Source organism: Nocardia sp. NBC_01327 (assembly GCF_035958815.1).
Taxonomy (GTDB): Bacteria; Actinomycetota; Actinomycetes; order Mycobacteriales; family Mycobacteriaceae; genus Nocardia.
The window spans coordinates 82,697-100,040 of the sequence record NZ_CP108384.1 but is presented as its reverse complement, the minus strand read 5'-3'; the positions used below and the strand labels follow the sequence as shown (position 1 = coordinate 100,040).

General features: G+C 62.8%; 15 protein-coding genes and 2 pseudogenes. 7 read left to right on the top strand and 10 right to left on the bottom strand.

Annotation, left to right across the window (positions count from 1 at the left end):
• Nucleotides 1–199: 199 nt before the first annotated feature.
• Nucleotides 200–415, bottom strand: a complete 216-nt coding sequence (locus tag OG326_RS42060; protein ID WP_327146993.1) for a hypothetical protein — start codon at nucleotides 413–415, stop codon at nucleotides 200–202.
• Here OG326_RS42060 and OG326_RS42055 point away from each other — a divergent pair.
• Both OG326_RS42055 and OG326_RS42050 read left to right on the top strand, forming a co-directional pair.
• The gene (locus OG326_RS42055; protein ID WP_327146992.1) at nucleotides 414–1,187 is read left to right on the top strand and encodes a DUF5984 family protein; all 774 of its coding nucleotides are present in this window, start codon (nucleotides 414–416) and stop codon (nucleotides 1,185–1,187) included. The genes OG326_RS42060 and OG326_RS42055 overlap by 2 nt on opposite strands.
• A gap of 122 nt (nucleotides 1,188–1,309) precedes the next feature.
• Nucleotides 1,310–1,498, top strand: coding sequence for a hypothetical protein (locus OG326_RS42050; protein WP_327146991.1), 189 nt, complete (start codon nucleotides 1,310–1,312; stop codon nucleotides 1,496–1,498).
• Here the strand turns inward: OG326_RS42050 and OG326_RS42045 are convergent.
• The gene (locus tag OG326_RS42045; RefSeq protein ID WP_327146990.1) at nucleotides 1,489–1,731 is read right to left on the bottom strand and encodes a hypothetical protein; all 243 of its coding nucleotides are present in this window, start codon (nucleotides 1,729–1,731) and stop codon (nucleotides 1,489–1,491) included. The two genes, OG326_RS42050 and OG326_RS42045, sit on opposite strands and share 10 nt — an antisense overlap.
• Between OG326_RS42045 and OG326_RS42040 the strand changes: the two genes are divergently transcribed.
• Nucleotides 1,732–2,340, top strand: coding sequence for an ArsR/SmtB family transcription factor (locus OG326_RS42040; protein WP_327146989.1), 609 nt, complete (start codon nucleotides 1,732–1,734; stop codon nucleotides 2,338–2,340).
• Between the two features lie 403 nt (nucleotides 2,341–2,743).
• Nucleotides 2,744–3,094 (top strand): DUF6907 domain-containing protein, encoded by a 351-nt coding sequence (locus OG326_RS42035; RefSeq protein ID WP_327146988.1) that lies wholly within the window; start codon nucleotides 2,744–2,746, stop codon nucleotides 3,092–3,094.
• A gap of 178 nt (nucleotides 3,095–3,272) precedes the next feature.
• Here OG326_RS42035 and OG326_RS42030 read toward each other — a convergent pair whose 3' ends face one another.
• From OG326_RS42030 to OG326_RS42005, 6 genes and pseudogenes are all read right to left on the bottom strand, one after another.
• Nucleotides 3,273–3,584 (bottom strand): hypothetical protein, encoded by a 312-nt coding sequence (locus tag OG326_RS42030; RefSeq protein ID WP_327146987.1) that lies wholly within the window; start codon nucleotides 3,582–3,584, stop codon nucleotides 3,273–3,275.
• Between the two features lie 245 nt (nucleotides 3,585–3,829).
• Nucleotides 3,830–4,534, bottom strand: a complete 705-nt coding sequence (locus tag OG326_RS42025) for a hypothetical protein (RefSeq protein WP_327146986.1) — start codon at nucleotides 4,532–4,534, stop codon at nucleotides 3,830–3,832.
• Between the two features lie 327 nt (nucleotides 4,535–4,861).
• The gene (locus OG326_RS42020) at nucleotides 4,862–5,704 is read right to left on the bottom strand and encodes a DUF6193 family natural product biosynthesis protein (RefSeq protein WP_327146985.1); all 843 of its coding nucleotides are present in this window, start codon (nucleotides 5,702–5,704) and stop codon (nucleotides 4,862–4,864) included.
• Nucleotides 5,705–6,294: 590 nt separating this feature from the next.
• Nucleotides 6,295–6,687, bottom strand: coding sequence for a MarR family winged helix-turn-helix transcriptional regulator (locus OG326_RS42015; RefSeq protein ID WP_327146984.1), 393 nt, complete (start codon nucleotides 6,685–6,687; stop codon nucleotides 6,295–6,297).
• Nucleotides 6,688–7,629: 942 nt separating this feature from the next.
• Nucleotides 7,630–8,790, bottom strand: coding sequence for a low temperature requirement protein A (locus tag OG326_RS42010; RefSeq protein ID WP_327146983.1), 1,161 nt, complete (start codon nucleotides 8,788–8,790; stop codon nucleotides 7,630–7,632).
• Between the two features lie 136 nt (nucleotides 8,791–8,926).
• Nucleotides 8,927–9,067, bottom strand: a pseudogene (locus tag OG326_RS42005) (universal stress protein); the annotation flags it as partial.
• Between the two features lie 1,319 nt (nucleotides 9,068–10,386).
• Here OG326_RS42005 and OG326_RS42000 point away from each other — a divergent pair.
• On the top strand, nucleotides 10,387–11,304 hold the full coding sequence (locus OG326_RS42000) for a replication protein RepA (protein WP_327146982.1): 918 nt from the start codon (nucleotides 10,387–10,389) through the stop codon (nucleotides 11,302–11,304).
• A gap of 119 nt (nucleotides 11,305–11,423) precedes the next feature.
• On the opposite strand, the gene OG326_RS41995 is transcribed toward OG326_RS42000, so the two are convergent.
• Nucleotides 11,424–13,523 (bottom strand): ATP-binding protein, encoded by a 2,100-nt coding sequence (locus OG326_RS41995; RefSeq protein ID WP_327146981.1) that lies wholly within the window; start codon nucleotides 13,521–13,523, stop codon nucleotides 11,424–11,426.
• A gap of 39 nt (nucleotides 13,524–13,562) precedes the next feature.
• A pseudogene (locus OG326_RS43135) lies at nucleotides 13,563–13,868 on the bottom strand (LuxR family transcriptional regulator); the annotation flags it as partial.
• A 440-nt stretch (nucleotides 13,869–14,308) separates the two neighbouring features.
• On the opposite strand from OG326_RS43135, the gene OG326_RS43130 reads away from it, so the two are divergent.
• Together OG326_RS43130 and OG326_RS41985 are read left to right on the top strand one after the other, a co-directional pair.
• Complete coding sequence (locus OG326_RS43130; protein WP_442791107.1) at nucleotides 14,309–14,836, top strand: DUF2076 domain-containing protein; 528 nt, start codon at nucleotides 14,309–14,311, stop codon at nucleotides 14,834–14,836.
• Between the two features lie 566 nt (nucleotides 14,837–15,402).
• Nucleotides 15,403–16,812: a helix-turn-helix domain-containing protein gene (locus OG326_RS41985; RefSeq protein WP_327146979.1), complete on the top strand. Its 1,410-nt coding sequence runs from the start codon at nucleotides 15,403–15,405 to the stop codon at nucleotides 16,810–16,812.
• Nucleotides 16,813–17,344 lie beyond the last annotated feature (532 nt).

The following is a 17,344-nucleotide window of genomic DNA, read 5'->3' as shown; positions in this document are numbered from 1 at the left end:
CTTGCGTGTCGTTGATGCGGATGCCGCCGGGCTTACCCCCCTTCGTCCGGCGGCATCGTCGTGTCCGGAGTGGCGTGATGCTGGGTGCAAGTTGCCTTCGGACAGGATCGTCCACGCGGCTACAACCTGGAAATCGCATCCCGCAGCAACAAACTCAGGGTGTGGATCGGTGGCCACAGCCCGAGCGAGCGCTTCGATCTCACCCGGCCGGCCCCGCGAACACGTAGCCGGCAGCGCTGATCTGATAGGACAGCGGAGTCTCGTCGAGTTCACTAGACCTTCCACCCACCCGACCTCGGCGGCATCCACCGCCCGCCGCGATCCCGATGCTCGCGGCGAAGGATGAGCCACCGCTGCCGTGCACGACCTGATACTCGGTCGACAGGATGCGGATCGATCGGTTGAATCGAGACATGATGCGGATCCCGTTCGAGCTGGCGCCCATCGACGAGGTCGTTCCGTGGGGCGAGCACCGAACATTGCACTGGTTCGGGCTCACTCAGGGGTGGTACGGCCTGGAAGTCGCGGGCATCGAGCTGCTCCGATATACCGAGCAAACCCAGGCATTGCTAGGCGAGGACCCGACCGTGCCGCGGTGGGCGGACTACTACGTAGTGCGGCTGTGGGAGGACATGTTGGGGGTCCTGCCCCAGGTTCTCGAGCCCGTGCCGGGTGATCTGGCGGAGTTCTTCGCCGGTGGTGGAGAAGGTTGGGCCGACATCAGCGATCCGGATGTCTTAGACAACCCGGCGATCGATCCCGCCTACGAAGGGCGGCGCCTGCGTTGCTTCGACACCGCGTATCTGCGGGCCGGTGGGGCATTCCGGTGGTGGCGCACTGTCGATCCTGACGACCGTGTGAGCGTGGCGTGGCAGTTCGCTTCCGGTCCCGACGACCAGATCGCTTTCGCCGCACCACTATCGGGCCGAGCGTCGGTCGAAACAAGCGAATTCATCGCCGCTGTCACCGATTTCGATCATCGGCTGTTGCAGGCTATGCAGGAGCGTGTGGACCGGCTGGTTGTTACCGGCGCTGCACCCGGCATCGTGCTCGATGTTGAGGGCCTGACCCGCGAACAGGCCAAGCGGCGCCTGTGGTTGCCACAGGCTTTGGCGCGACAGGTTGAGGACACCGACTGGGACGCTGTACGAGCGGGTGTAGCGATCCTGGCACCGCATCTGGCATAAGCGCCCATGTCGCGTCTCAGGCGGTTTGACTACCACGACATCAACGTCCGCCTCAACTACCCGCCCTCGGCCGTGTCGAATTCGAATGCCAGATCCTGCACGTCTCCGATACCGGCCAGCGCATGATCGTCTACTGCGCCACACCCGGCATTCTCAACCGGCGCCGCATTCTGGGCTTCGGCCGCTGCCCCGTCGTCCACCTGCTCAACCCGCAGGCCGGGACCGGAGCTCTGGGGTTCGTCCGATCCGTTTCCGATGGCCGCGCCCAGGCGCTACCTGCTCCCGAGAGTTCCTTGGCGTCCTACGGCTGAGTTATGGCTGCCGCCAGACGCTGTTCGACGGTTAATGCGGCTTCGCTGCGAATGTCGGTGACACCGACCGAGAACACCAGGATTCGCCGCAGATCACGGGTGGCGAATACGCCGCTGTAGTAGCCCATGTCCTGGCCGGTCTTGCCCCAGACGAGCGTGCCGTCGGGAAGCGGAACCTGCATGAGACCGATACCGAAGCACGCTTTACCGGCATTCGGTCCGCTGCTCGGCATATGTCCGACTCCGGCCAACGACGCATCGGCAACAGCCCGGCCGAGCGGATCGACCTCTACCAGACCTGGAGCAACCCCGTTCGCCGCCGCATCCTGTCCCACCTGGGCGAACACGGGCCGGCCAACTCGACCTCGCTGGCTCGGGCACTGGGCGAGAGCACCGGAACCACCAGCTATCACTTGCGCAAACTCGCCGAACAGCACCTCATCGAGGAGGACGCCGAACGTTCCGACGGTCGTTCCCGGTGGTGGCGCGCCTGCAATGTGGTGTTCCGCAACCCGCCGCGTTCCCAGATGACCCCCGAGGAGCTCGCCGCCGCCGACGAGTTGTTGAACCTGCGTGTCAGCCGTGACATCGAGCTCTATCTACGGTTCGTCGCCGAATACGACACCGCCGACGGATGGTGCGACGGTGATCGATTCCGCGCGCACCTGACCAAGGAGGAGGTTCGCCAGTTCGCCGAGGACTATCAGGCCCTGCTCCGCAAATACCTGCGCCCCGTCGAAGACGCGCCGCCGGGCGCCCGGACCATGGCTGTGCGCTTCTACATGCTCCCGGAAAACCCGCTCGATGATTCAGAGGGCGGCGCGGACACATCCGGGCAGTGATTCCCGAACGCTCCGATCAACCCGCCGCAGACATAGGCGCGTCCGCCCACTGAGTGTCACACGGCTCGCTTCCCATGAATTCGTCACGGGCGCAGAGCTTCTCGTTGACGGGTATTTCCATGACCAAACTCCCTCACTGCTCGCCATGCGAGCATTAGCGCCACCGCCTACAGGGGGTTGGCCGGTGATCTTCCGGATGATCATTCCGAGCCCGACGAGCCGGGGGAGTCGACCAGGTGCCGCAGCTCGTTCCCACGAGTTCGGGAGGTGCTCGTGGACATTCCGCTTTGTGTCAAACGTTCAGCAGGACCGGTTTCTCCGAACACGCACATCGGACTGGGCTGCTGGGGCCGGTCTCGTCGATTCCTGTTGATTATGGTGTTGTGTGCTTATGCTCACCGTTGTGAGCGATGCCCCGGCCAACCAGAAACGGCAATGCCCTTCCTGGTGCGTGGAGCACTTCGATCACCTTGATTCCGGGCCTCGCGCGGCCGACGGGTTCGAGGTCCACACGGGGTTGAAATCGAATCAGCCATTGAGCATATTCGGTCTGTGGCCGCTCACGACCTCGCTGGAGCGGACCGACAGTGTCGACGGCGAACCTGTGTCTTACGCCATCGAGCTGCATGTAGGGGAACGGTCCTGGCTACAGCTCACCCCTGCCGAGGCCGACTACTTGGCCCAACAGCTGCACCTGCTGACCGCTGAAGCTCGCCGCATGCCCGCTACGCGACAAGCGGGATCCCTCGACTGACCGGCGACCGGTCTCGGTGTCGCAGGTTCAAGTCGGGTCGTTGGGCCATGGCACTCCGGTATTGCTCGGGGCATAGGCCGCGCCGAGCTGTTCCCAGCGTGCGCGACATGGCCGCTACATTCCGCCCCTTGACATGCTTGCCAGCCCACCACGGTTCGTACGGAGCAGACTCGACTGCCTATGCCAGTCGGCGGATTTTCAGCATGTGAAGCTCCCGATCGAGAATCTGTCGTTGCTGGTAGGCCGCATCAACTCTTGGATTTCCGGGGCCTTCACCGGTTCTGCGCATGTGGTTCACGAGTCTGTTGTCAATCCAACGGATCTGCTCGCTTATCCTTTCCCGGGCGACGGCCCGCTCTTCCCGGCTACCGGTACGCGCGATGGTTTCGTTATTGAGCACCTTCCAGGGAACGTCGGCGCCATCGAGCTCGTGACAGATTTCGCGATCGAGTTTAGTTGTCGGTTCGACAGGGGCTTTGACCAGGTCCATATGGGCTACTGTCCGCGGACCTGGAATCTGAGCTTCTATGAATTCCATTGCGGTGAACGAGGGCAAATGATATAACCTGTCTAGCATTCTGAGCGGATAGTCCCAGTTCGTTGGAGTAAGTTTGAATTCGCCGGGCAAAAGCCGGCCGAGCCGGGAATCCAAATGTGGAATAATACCGAAGGATTCGGGACGCGGGTCCTGAATCCGTGAAGGGAAGACCCAGGCTCGCCCGTTCCAGCTGTCTCCTATGGTGAACGTGGACTCCTGCGCAACTTCTGGCTTCCAGACCACCTCCCACTCGCCGTAGGCGCTGAGCAAATCGCTGTCGCCGATCGCAACCTCCCAGGAGCCGGGCCCGTCCTCATCCACCCTCCGATGCCGTACGGACCGGTCGCCGCCGGATATTCCCCGCTCACTCGCACGTAGCCGTACACGCGACGCATTTCGGGCGGGAAGGTGGTTGGGTCACAGCCGAACCACAGATGCTCGTATTTGGCCCGTTTGGTAAGGTCGGCTCCTCCGCCGTGTTCGCTGACCTCGAAATTCGTCTTGTAGCGACCATCGTGTAATATTTTTAATAATGTTTCTGGGCGCACCCGCGTCGCAATAGGTTTGCCGATCACGAGCGGTTTCATACGCGTGACGAGTTCATTGCGGAATTCCATCGGATCTTCTCCGAGTTCCGTTGCTACTCCATCGAGTTGATGAAGGATTGAGGATCGCAACTCCTCGACCGCCCCGCGATGGAATTCATCGATCCTTTTCGAGAAGTCGATTGCCGGCGCGAATCTCGCATCCAGCTCGGCCCGCAGCTTGCGGGTTACTGCACTGGCGAATTTTCTGTTACTGTCCGCCGCCCTGTCCAAGAGTGAGCTGAGTTCGCCCGCGATTTCCCGGCCTACTTTAGCCACCGCCTCGGAGATAGCAGGTTCTTCTCCTAGGGCAGCCACTCGAGGATGGTATCCAGACTGTTTCGCTGTTTCGAGCGCTCGGTTGCCAGCACTGGGCAGTTCAACGGTGCCCTCCGCGGGGGCCCCGATCGGTGGGAACGGTGCCGACAACCAGGGGGTTTCTTCGCGGTCAACTGGTTGTCGAAGCTGCCTTCGCGTTGTGATTGCCTGTAGCGGCGGGGCCGGTTCGGATGTGCAGCGGCTATGAACTGATGAAGTCATCGCCGGTCTGGTTGCTGGGAACAATCCCTGTGAGGGATCACGAGGACAACATCTTCCGGACGACCCAGCTGACGAGGAAGAGGCTTCGGCAGCCGGACCCCCTGCTCACTCCCGAACGGGCTCAGCCTGTTTGCTGACGTCGTGGTCAGCGGGGACGTGGGTTTCACCTGATATGGCGTTGGGCTTGTCGAGGTCTCGTGCTGTTCCGTCGATGGCGGGTCCGCAACCGTCGGGAAGGTGTTCCAGCACAACGGCGATGGCATCGGCGACCGTTTCTGCGTTGACGAAATCCCGATCGACTCGCTGTAGGTCTAACCACCAGGAATCCATCGAGGATGACTCGATCTGCCAGACGACCCTGTATCCGCCCTCGTCCCTGGGAATCACGAAGGGCAAATCGGTGGTGAATGGGAAACGAGTGCTGCGGCTGAAGTGCAGGGCATTCATGGAGGTGTACGGGCGGAGTGCTCGGAGTGCGGGCTGTGCGTAGGCCGCCTCGAGCAGGGCGGGGTCGTGATACTCGGATTCGAGGAACTGGTTCCAGATGAACTCCACAGCAGTGCCTTGCTCGAAGGCCAGACCAAGTGCTGTGGGACGTATGAATGGTGCGGCAGCGCAGAGTTGTTCGAGGTCAGCACCCGCCTGCCAGGCGACGACCGGGCCCACGCACGTCGCCAACTCGGTCGTGCTGCCGGAGGCCATGCAGACTCCGCGTTCCGAGAATTCGATATTGAAGAGCCGCTGTCGCCGGGCCAGATGAGTGTCCGAGGTTCTGGTTGCGCTCTCAACGACGGTGGCTGTCGAACGCCATTCTGGAGCCGGGTGAACTGCCGCGACCAGGTCGGTTCCGCTGTCGTTCAACGCGCATTGCATCGCCTCCCGAAGATTCCCAGCCCGCTTGATATCGGGATAGAGAGCGGCCATTTCTTCCGGAAACGCTGAGATCACATGTAATTATGACGTCACGCCCGAACTGGCAGCTGTTCCCACTGGTGGTTGCGGCTCGTTCTCAGCACTCAGAATTCGACTGAGTGTGGGCCGGGTTATGACAGAGCTGCTCGCGCACCCTCGGGGCGTATGGGCTGCACAAGGCTCCCGCGAGAAGGCAATGCCCCAGATCCTCGTGCGAAGGGTCCGGGGCATTGACTGGGTAATCGGCAAGCAGTCGCCTACTTACTGACGGCGGCAACTGTACTTGGGCGCCAATGGTGAGTTCCTGGTCAGGGGCCATCGCCTGACCGCAGCCCGCCACGGGGAACTCGGTGTGCCAGGACCGAAGCGGCCATTGGGGCAGCGCGCAAGGCAGGGTTGCGGCGGCTCGAGATGGTTCGGCCCGGTTTGAGGGTGGGTTCACTCGTATCGAAGCCCTCCGCGTATTCGGTTCGCCAGCAGTGGAATTCGTGGATCTCGCCGCGGACTACATCACGATTTTTTGCAGAATGTGGGCGTCGGTGCCTCTCGGCTATTCGCCGTTCTCATTGAAGGGCGGGTGCTGAAGGCGTTGTACATGCGCTGGGCAGTGGCCCGCGGATCCGCGGTCAGGGTTGCTCTTTCGCGACGACAATGTTTACGTGGACGCGGCGGAATACGTCGAGGATGCTCTGCTGCTGCTCGATACCGATGCCGTACAGCAGTCGGCGCTGATAGTCCTGCTGGGCCCGGTCGAGCTCGTCGGCGAACAGTTCGCCGGCGGGAGCCAGTGCGGTCAGGGTGTAACGGTTGTTGTCTGGGTCCATGCGCCGGACGAGCAGTCCATCGGCCTCGAATTGCTTGACCAGCCGTGTAATGCTCGCGGTGTCGGTGCCGAGCGCCTGCCGAAGATCGCTGTGGCTGGACTCGCCTTGCCACCGCAGCAGCATCAGTAGTCGCAGCCGCAGCGTGCTCATCCCCACGTGGTCGGCAAATGCGGTCTGCAATTTCATTGCGGTCATGCCGAATTCTCGGAAGAACTCGTTCTCTGAGCTAAAATTGTGCACGGAAATTGATAGCATCAACTCTTGGTGGAATCAAGAGTTGATGCGTTCAAAGTACTGTTACGCTGCGCACCACACCGATCGAACAGGCCATGCGGCATAGGTGGCGGCCGCCGGATCGAAATCAAGCGGTAGTTGCGAGTACTCTTGCGGCCGTTGACGACCGCCCTTGGGAATGTCTAGCCAACTCACTGTGATGCCGAATGCCGGATAGTTTCGAGCCTCCTTTGCCGAGAAACGGCAGTCGTCCGAAGGTCCCGGCCCCGGGTCTTCCTTGACGCCAGAGATCAGGCCGTCGCGTGACACTGTGCGTACAGGGCCGGGGGCTCGGTGTCGTACAGGAAGTTATCCAGGAAGCACCCCAACGCGCTGGCAGACCCGGTCGCCGAGCCCGTGCCGGTACTGCCGGCCACTGTGCCGGCCGACGGGCTTTCGGACAAGACGGGTGCTGCCGCAGCAGTCCCGGCCCCTGCCAAACCGATCGATATGGCCGCGAGGCCGATCGAGGCGATGTTCCGAATAGTGTTGCGAGCCATAGCGTTTCCTGTTCTAAGTATGCAAGGGCCGATCGAGTAATACCGGCGAACGGAACAGTACATGAATGAAAGGAATGTGTTCCAGAATTGGCGGAGAAGGTGACACAGCTGGCGGGTATTGACCGATATTGAGTCAGCGTGCGCGCAGATCGTGAATCAACTCATCGAACTGCGGTGCGTTCGTCCAACTCGCTGTCGGCGAACAGATCAAACTGACGGTCGTTGATTCGTGGCGGTGTCCATGACTCGCCGTCGCCGACAGCGTCTGTCGCGAGATCGCGTACCGCCGCGCGATCTCCGTGTGTGCCACCCCGTCAGCGGCCGGCACGATGATCCGGGCTCGCAGCACCAGCCCGGACTTCATCTAGACCGCCGGTCGGCGGAGCAGTAGTAGCGGCCGTCCTGTCGATACCGTCCAGTGCTCGTAGCCATTGAGCGCGAGGAGAATCACGGTCACGATGGACAGCATCGCGATCTCGGGCAGCAGCGGTGCGGCGACGGCCAAGGCGGCGAATACCGTTGCGACAGTGGCCCGGCCCACTGTGGCCGCGCCGAACATCCGCCAGCGGGTAAAGCAGAATGCCGATACGTAGAGTGCGGCACCCATCGGCAGCAGGTATCCGGTGGCCCCGTGCGGAATCGCCGTCGGCTCCTCGACCATGGTGCGCGCACCCACCGCAACCAGGACCAGGCCGATCACCAGCAGCAAGTGCCCGTAGCTCAGCACATCTCGCACCACGGTGCCACGCACCTGATTGGTGCGCAGCGAATGCTCCACGGCCGAAAACCCGTACGCGAAGTACAGCCACCACAGCCCGCCGCCGAGGACGAAGGTCAACACCACGCTGCCCCAGGACACCACACCGAGATGGGCCTCCGCCGCCTGGGAGCCCACAGATGCCACCATCTCCCCGAGCGCGATGATGACGAAGGTGGCGAACCGCTCGGGCAGGTGCGTCGCCCCGAATTGGACGGTCCCGAGCCGCCGCGCAAGCAGAGCCGGACCGCCGAAGGCCAGTAAGACCGCAATGATCCAGAGCCCGTTGCGAATTCCGCCCGCGGGCACCACCGCAGCAGCTACCAGCAGCAGGGCGCTCATCAGTGTCACGGTGTACGGGTTGAACCAATTGCCCTGAGCCCCCGCTCGCCCGAACGCCTCCTTGCGCCGCATCGCATCCCACAGCAGCAGCCGTAACACCAGATGCGCCACGGCGAGTACCAACGGCGGGCCGTACCCGGTGAACGCGTGGGGTGCGCTGATCGCGATGACGAACACGCACAAACCGCACGCGAACAAGAAGATCCGCTGCCTGTCCGAATCCTCGATCCCGTGCACTGCCAGCGTGGTCCCCACCCACGACCACCACATGATCGCCAGCAATAGCATCGTCTGGCCCACAGCAGCCCAACTCTGTTCCGCCACCGGCATATGCGCGGCCTGGGTCACTGCGAACACCAGCACCAGGTCGAAGAACAACTCCGCCCAGCTGGCCCGTTCATGCGTCTCGTTGCGAAGTTCCGTCACACCCGTAATTCCCTTTGTCCGCGAATCTGTCCAGCAATATCCGCAATTCGCTACGGCACGACGGTCACCGCCAGCGCCCAGATCTTACGAGCCGCATGGCGACCGAGCTCACGAGACGGTATTCGGGGACGTCACAGGCATGCTGTCGCCGCGCGGGACCTGCCGCGTAAGCGGCTGCCCGCCATGAGGACTCCGACCTGTCGACACCGACCGTGATCATCAGTGGGCCGTCGGTGCCCAGTCCGAAGCTGGAGTCGCCTTGCGCTCCGGGTGTCATCGCCTCACCCGCCTCCTCAGCCGAACAAAGTGGTGGCCGCCATCGCTTCCGGGCACACGGACGCGATGGCAGCGCGGGCTTGGATGCTGGCTGGGACCCAACGCTCCCGATCACGGCATCAGCACCACTGTCGCGCAACCTATTTCGATGCCGTGGACGGTCATCTTTCGGAGGCATCGGTCGTGGTGTCGACATGACTGCGCACCGAGTTCTTCGAAATTGGCTCGCTGAGAAACCGGACGCCGGCTGACGTGGTCTGATCGCGGTGTCAGCAGCTCAGGACGGTGGTGGACCACGGCCGAGCTGAGCAAATCTCAGCGTTGACCGGGGGGTACTGCGGCATTGGGGGAACGGCTGGGTCGGGGGTCTCTATCCACAGCCACGCTGAGCTTACTACAGGATTCTTTTCTAGGAGAAGAACTACATGAGGGCCGGATTTTGTCTGCATGACCTGGGGAAATAGGGGATCGGTGTCCGCAAGATATGCGTGGGGTGTCCGCAAGATATGCGTGCCGTCCTGGGAAAACGCCGGTGCCCGTGTCCGCAAGATATGCGTGGACAACGTCCCTCGACGCCCTAGTTATCCACAGGTCTCGTTCATGATGTCCGCAAGATATGCGTGGATAACTCACGACCTTCACCGTCCGCGAGATATGCGCATCAGCTCGGCGTTTCTGCTTACATACGCTGAGCGTGTCGCGGTGAGATTCATATCTTGATCTGCGATGACGGCCGGATCTGGCTGCGGTGCAGAGGTACTCGGTGCGCATATCTTGCCGACGCGAGTTATCCACTGTCCGCAAGATATGCGTGACTTCGGCTCTGATGTCCGCAAGATATGCGTGGGGTGTCCGCAAGATATGCGTGCGGCGACGGCGCGGCGTGTGTCGGTGGTGAGAGGTGTCGGTCCGCGAGATACGGGCGGCGTTCCACCGATGTCCGCAAGGTATGCGTGGCCTGAGCTGCGGATATTCGAAATGTCCGCAAGGTATGCGGATGCTCGGCCGGTTCCGATCGGTGGACTGGGCACGGTGTTTGGTGCCCTCACCAGCTGCAACGACTCGTTTCGCGGACGCTGATCCCCGAACTTGCGGGTGGGGGAGAAGGGGCTGACCGGCGGACGTCCGCAAGATATGCGCGCGACCAGTCTCGACGGCGGGGGTAATCGCGCTGGTCACACCGGTTTCGGGAAGTCGGTCTCAGTGCCCGGCCGCCACGTGTCCGCAAGATATGCGTGCGTGTCTGCAGGATATGCGTAGCGCCGGGACCGGGTATTCCCAACTGAGGGAAGTCCGTGGCGTACATGCGATGCTGGGGGAGTGCCACCGAAACGCAGTCCGCTGGATATCGTCCGCGCTGCCGCCGAAGTCTGGGACGGCGAGCAGGAAGTCGGCTACCTGGCACGCGTTTTCACGCAGACGTCGCTGCCGTACCGGGATCCCGGTGATGTCCCGGCCTGGGGTCGTCGCAATGGTGACCTGTCGCTGACGGTCCAGCCGGGCATGACCACCGATCACAACAATAAGACCAGTTCGATCGGCTATCCGTTCGGGACGATGCCACGACTGATCCTGACTTTTCTCTCGACCGAGGCCGTGCGCACCGGGTCGAAGGAGATCGTGCTCGGCGACAGTCTGAACGACTTCATGGGCTCGATGGGTTTGACGGCGACCGGTGGGAAGAACGGGTCGCTCACGCGGATGCGCAACCAGTCACACCGTCTGTTCAATGCCAGCTTGACCATCGAGTACAAGGGTGACGCGAACCGCCGGATCGGCGCGAAATTGTCGGTCGCCAGTGCGTACAACATTTGGTGCGGTAGCGAGCCGGAAGATGGGCATCCCTCACTTTTCACCTCGACTGTGCTGCTGAGTGATGAGTTCTTCCGCGAGGTGACCGCGCACCCGGTGCCCTTGGATATGAACGCGATCAAGGCGCTCGGCGGATCGGCGTTGCGTCTGGATATCTATGCCTGGCTCACCTACCGCATGTTCTCGGTGAAGCGAGAGACCACGGTCCCGTGGGAGTCGCTGATGGTTCAATTCGGTTCGGCCGCAGACTCCTCCGACCGTCGTCGTCGCCACCAGTTCCGTCGGGACTTCACCGAATCGCTCAGGCGAGTACTGGTCGTCTACCCGCAGGCGAACGTCGACACCACCGACGCGGGCGTGGTGCTGCGCCCAGGTCTGCCGCACATCCCGATGTCGCCGGGATTCCGGGCCCTGGCTCGCGCTTGAGGCCCGCTGAGTGGCGGCCGGTTCCTGCACCGAACGCCGAATGGGAACGCACAGTCTCCGAGACTCCAACGGTGCTGGTGGGATTCGGTGCACCTAGGTTCGTCGGGTAGGTATGCCGGTCATCGCGTCGGGCCGACCGCGGCTTTGCCGGGCCGATCTCGGTGCGTGGGGGGAAGCAGGGGGAGAATGTCCTTGCGAGAGTTGATCATCAGCTTGAGCAGGATGGACGCGACCTGGGAATCCACGGTCCGATGGGATGTGCCACGCCGGGCGGCTATCGCAGTATTGGTCAGTCCCGTGGTGACGAGCACCGCTACTTCTTGCTCGCTGAGCGTGAGTTCGTCCCACAGCGCCGAGCGCTCATCGCGGTTGCTCGAACCAGCCCCCCGGTCCCCAGCGGGATTGTCCAGGGAGCGATCGCCGGCAGCGAGCCATAAGGTCTTCCGTGCTGTCTCACCCTCGTGCACCGCCGCTTCGAAAGCCTTGTGCCCCAGTATATTCCTGGCGATATCGACCGCATCGGCTGATCGCTTCGCGACAGGCCGAAGGTTGCTCAGGTCGATACACAACTGCTCGCGCAGCGCCGTCGCGTCACCCTCGAGCCTGGCAATTTCCAACGCCCACTGCGCGATCCGCTCCGATGGCACGTCCTGGTCCGAACCGTGGTTGGTGATCATGCGGCCGAGGATCCATGCCCGAACATGCAGGCCCCAGACTCCGCCCCAGTGGTCGCGCATGGGAATCTGCCATTCCAGCGCCAAATCACACAGGGCCAGAGCTTCATTCGGATCGCCGTGCTCGGACACCGCGATCGCACGCGCATACTGTGCCCAGGAGATCGCCCACTGCGCCCCTGACGAGGTGATTCTATCGAGATGCCCGCGCGTCACTGCCAGTGCCTGTTGCGCGGTCCCGTGGAAACCGGCTGCCAAAGCCTCGAACAGCCCGCTCATGGCCATCCCGCCCGGATCGCCCGCCACATCGAATTTGGCCCGCGCTCGCGCCAGCACGACCGTGGCTTGCGGATCACACTCCAGCAGCATCAGCACACTGCCCCAGAGGTATTCGACAAGTGCCGGTAGCCCGATGTCGACTGCCGGGTCTTCGCGCCAGGTCGTTCGCGCCTGCGGTTCGAGGCAACTGGCAACACAATCGTTCAGCATGCTCTGGGCCTCGCCGGGCAGCCCCTGACACATGCTGAGCGAGCCGATCAGAGCGCGAGCCGATACCTCCAGTTCTACCGGGCACCGGCCCAGTTGCTGTGCGGCGGTCAGGCTGCGTTCGGCCAAGCCACGCGACTCCCGCAGGCAGCCACGGAGAAACGGAATGCGCAGGGCGATAAGCCCGGCGGCGATTTCCAGGCCGATCACCGCTTCGTCGGGGTCGGACAGACTGCCCTCGATAGCCCACAAGATGTTGTCCCAGCTCGCGCGGGCGCGAACCAGAAGATCCTGCTCCCGCGCGCTGACCCACTGCTGGCTCACCGCGATGATCTGATCGCGGTAGTAGCGGCGATGGCGCCCGGATAACCGCAGCCATTCGCCGTCGTCGGGATCGCGCAGTCGCGCATCGGCGAACATCCGGAAGCTCTCGAGCAGCGAGTACCGAACGCTGTCCGTGCCAACATGAATGGACACCATGGACCGATCGGCCAGTTGCTCGAGCAATCCTTCGATCTCGTGCCGCGCCAGCCCGCCCAGGTCGGTGTCGGCGCAGACCACCTCGATCGCGTCCAGGTCGGCACCGACGTCCGGCCCGGCGATTCTGTCGAGGTCGTCGGGATCGATATCGTCCGGATTGATGTCGTACCCGGTGGCGAAGACCGACATTCGCGCGAACAAGAGGCGTTCTTTTGCCTCGCACAATTCGAACGACCAACCGATGACGGCGTCGATACCACGATGGCGCTCGGCACCGCCGACCCGGAATCCCGGCGACCAGCGCAACCGGCGGTCTTCCAGAGCGCCGTCCAGTTCGCGCAGGATCATCGGTAGCGGCTGGTACCGCAGCCGCGCGGCGGCCAGCCGGATATGCAGCGGGTTGTTATCGAGATGCCTGCAGATCGATTCCACCAACGCCTGATCGCGGTCCAGCACGGGACGACCGGCCAGCTCCGCACGTTGCCGGAATAACTCCAGCGCCTGGCGGCGCGGCAGCGGCGAGATGGGCACGATGTGCTCGTCGACCCATCCGACCGCCGTGCGACTGGTGGCCAGCACCTGCAACCCGGGGATCGACTCGAGCAGTTCGGCGATTACCTGGCCGACTCCTTCCAGGACGTGCTCGCAGTTGTCCAGTACCAGCACAGTGGGCAGGGCCCGCCCGACTGCGTCGGATCGGCCGAGTGCGTGTAGCAGCGCCTGCTGCCCGGACTGGTTGGAGAAGTCGCCGTCGCTGACCACGGACAGGATCGCGTCCTCGATCGATGCGGCGCTCGAGTCCTTGGCCAGCCGGGCCAGGTGCACCCAATGCACCGGCATCCGTCGGGCTTTGCGAATCCGGCGGGCCACCGCGGCGGCGAGGCGGGTCTTTCCGATGCCGCCGGCTCCGACCAGGGTGACCATCCGTGCCGAGTCCGACAGCAGTGTGGTGATCCGCTCCAGCTCGCGATCACGACCGCCGAGTTCGCCGTCGACCGTCGGTGTATCAGTGTCGAAGAAATCAGGTCTGCCCGGCATGACCGGAGAGCCTAGCGACTGTCCAGTATGCCCGTGGGTGTGATCGGCAGACATTCATCGGTACCACCTATCCGTAGGTCGTCGCCGCGTCCACCGATGCACCCGGGCTACCTATTCACCGACACTGACGGCATAGCTCCCCGGTAACGGCCAGAACTGTTGGAAGGCAGGACATATGACACAGGTGTAGGTGCTGGGTGCGGGCTAGTGCGGTCTGTCGCTGGCCCTCTGGCTGCTCGACGCCTGCAGTGAATCCCGCGCGGGGCTGCTGCGTGAGTTCCTGGTCAGCGACGGATGACCTGGGGTGGACCGGCCAGAAGAGGGTGATGAGGTCCACGAGGTCACGCTGCCCCGATTCCCGCGGTGAAAGCTCCCTGAATCTTGTTGCGGGGACTGGAATAGCGGGCTGTCGGTGGGTTGTCAGCAGCTGGTGTGACCGTGTACTCGGGCCGGATGAGCGGTCAGTGAAGAACGGGAAGGAACCGGAGATGAATACTTCGCAGGCACAGCAGATTGTCGATGGGCTGTTTCAGAAGATCGACCGTCAGGGGCCGCGAGACCCTCAGGTGCAGGCTCTCGTCCAGCAGCGGGTCGCCCACGATCCGGGCGCGATCGCTGCGATGGCGCAAATGCTGATCCGGCAGGATCAGGCTATCGCTCAGCTGCAGCAGGAGAATGTTCAGCTGCGGCAGCAGGTGTTGGACTACCAGCAGCGGGGCGATGCTGATGATCGCCGGTCCGGTGGGAGTGATTTCCTTTCCGGGGCAGTGCAGATCGCGCTGGGGGTCGGGGGTGGGATTCTGGCCGCTGATGTCCTCGGGGACGTCTTCGACGGCGGCGATAGCTGGTGGTGAAGACGTCCCGGCAGGGAGCGCCGACGACCATGCACCGGTGGCGGTGAACGTCGAGATCGCAGGTGTCTCAGTGCATGCTGGTGAGGTGGACCCGGTCATCGCGATACCAGCGAGCTCGGGTCCGATCACCCTACGCGGCGCCGGATTCAGATCCCGCCACCTACACCGCGGGCGGTGAACTTCGGGCTGTGTGATCTGCTCGGGAGGCAACTCTCACCCCGGACTCGGGACGGCGATCGTCGGTTATATGTTCTCGCGGATCGGGGTGAATCCCGCGGCGGGGCTGCGTGAGTTCCTGGTCAGCGCTGGATGACCAGGGGTGGACCGGTCAGAAATCGAGAAGCGCTGGTTGGTGGGTCGTCGTTAGGGTTTTGACATGGCACAGAAGCAGCAGGTGGACGGGCGTTCGGCGTGGACCAGCGCACGGCGTTCAACCACGGGATGGCCAAATTCTTTGCCGTGGGCGGAGATCTGCACATTGCCGAGCTGTCGGTCGCCGAAATCGGCCGTCGCGCCAGCGACTACGACCTGACTGTGGTCACTCGCGCATCGAAAGATCTCGCTGCGTGCTTTCCGGTGATCCCGAGTGGGCAACGCCCTCGAGCCGATACCGCCGCCGTCGCCGGGGCTTTCGTGCGACCGTCCACCATGTCCGACCTATCGCAGCCAATTTCCTGAACCATTCTTACCGATCGGAGAGGCGTGACATGGGTGGCAGGAAAGGAAGTCTCGTGACCTCCGATACCCTCGATCTGGGGGCAGAACTCGTTCTTCCTTGTCCGGCAGAGCTTTCTGGACGCCGGATCAGCAGCACGGGATGGGCACCGAACTCCTCTTCCGTCGTGCGGAGTCGCAGTGTCACCGCAGGGCTGCCACGGGACCAGGTGTTCGCGCCGCGCGCAGCGAATACCGCAGGGGTGCAACCTTCGGCTACGTGTGCTCCCGCGGTCATTCAAGATACGGTCTCGGTGCATCTTGCGCGGTTGGTGCGTGATGCGGGGGTGCAGTTCGGCCTCTCACGTGAGGAGATCATGTCGATCCCCGAATTCAACTCGGACGCATTCGAAGATGATCTAGGCCGCATTCCGACCGCCGCGCAACACCGATTGTGGGAGCTCGTGCACGCCACGGGCGGTCCCCACACGGGTCTTCGGGTGGCTGCCACCGCCGAGCTCGGCCGGCTGCATGTATGGGACTACCTGATCACCGGCGGTAATACGCTGGCCGAAGGGTTCAGCGATGCTGCCGCGTACCTCACGGCGATCGCCGACCCCGCGCTGATGTTGCACGTCGCCGAGGACGGACCGCTACTTACGGTGGGCTACTTCGGAAACACCGATCGCGAGGCGGTGGATACGCAGACCAGCGAGTTCGCGATGGCGGTACTGATGCGGCGGGCGCGGGAAGCCAGGGGTGCCGCCGTCACACCTGTTCGTGTCGGATTCGCGCACCGCGCACCGCAGCATCACGGCGCTTTCGTCGACCACTTCGGTACCAGCAATATCCATTTCGACCAGGACGCGGATACGCTGACTTTTCACGAAGCCGAAGGTGCCGTGGTGCGTTCGCCACGCGATCCCGAGTTCGGGCGGATTATGCGACTGTATGCCCAGTCGATCATCGATTCCGCTCGGCCGGCGCGAAGTGAGATCGACGCGTTGCGCGCTGTCGTGCTCGACGTGCTGGCCGCTGGTGTATCAACCGGTCAGGTCTTCGATGAAGTGGCGCACAGGTTGTCGGTCAGTTCGCGCACACTCCAGCGCCGCCTCGCCGCGCACGGTACGACGTGGCGGGCGGAGTTCGAGGCGGTGCAACATGAGCAGGCTGTTCGGTTGTTGCAGGACACTCAATTGCCATTGCAGTCGATCGCGGGACGTCTCGGTTACAGTGACCACCGCACTCTGGGACGGGCGTTTCGTCGCTGGACCGGGCAGACGCCGGACGAATACCGGAAGAGTTCCCGAGCTACAACCTGACATAAGATCTATTATCGGCGCATGAATTCGCTTGTGCAGGACACGAATTCGCCTCTCACTGACATTGAATGCACACTCCGGCTTGTCTCGGATAGCAATGAAGCGCAGCGCGTGAACGTCGAGTGCGCCCGAATCCGGGCATCGTTCAGCGAAAGCCCGTATGTAGCTGCGGGTTTCGATCAATACGTCACAGTGACGTAACACGCTGATGTGCGGACCCCTTGATGACTCGATCACATGTCGCATTTGAGTCGTTTCGTGGAGACTACTGACGAAGTCTTGTGTGTAGGAACATGATTCGACTCCCCATGAGTGGAAAGTGCAAGATCGCCATCCGGGACCGACCGCCATAGGCTCGCGGCGTGTGACGTGTTGCGAAACATGGTCCAATAGAAGGGAACCGCGATGTTCGGCACCAGGATGCCCGCGATCAGGAGAATCACCGCCAGGATGTGTGCCATTGTCGCACTTTCGCTGATATCCGTGGCAATGACACATATTCCGGCCGAGGCTACGGCCTGCGACCCAACTT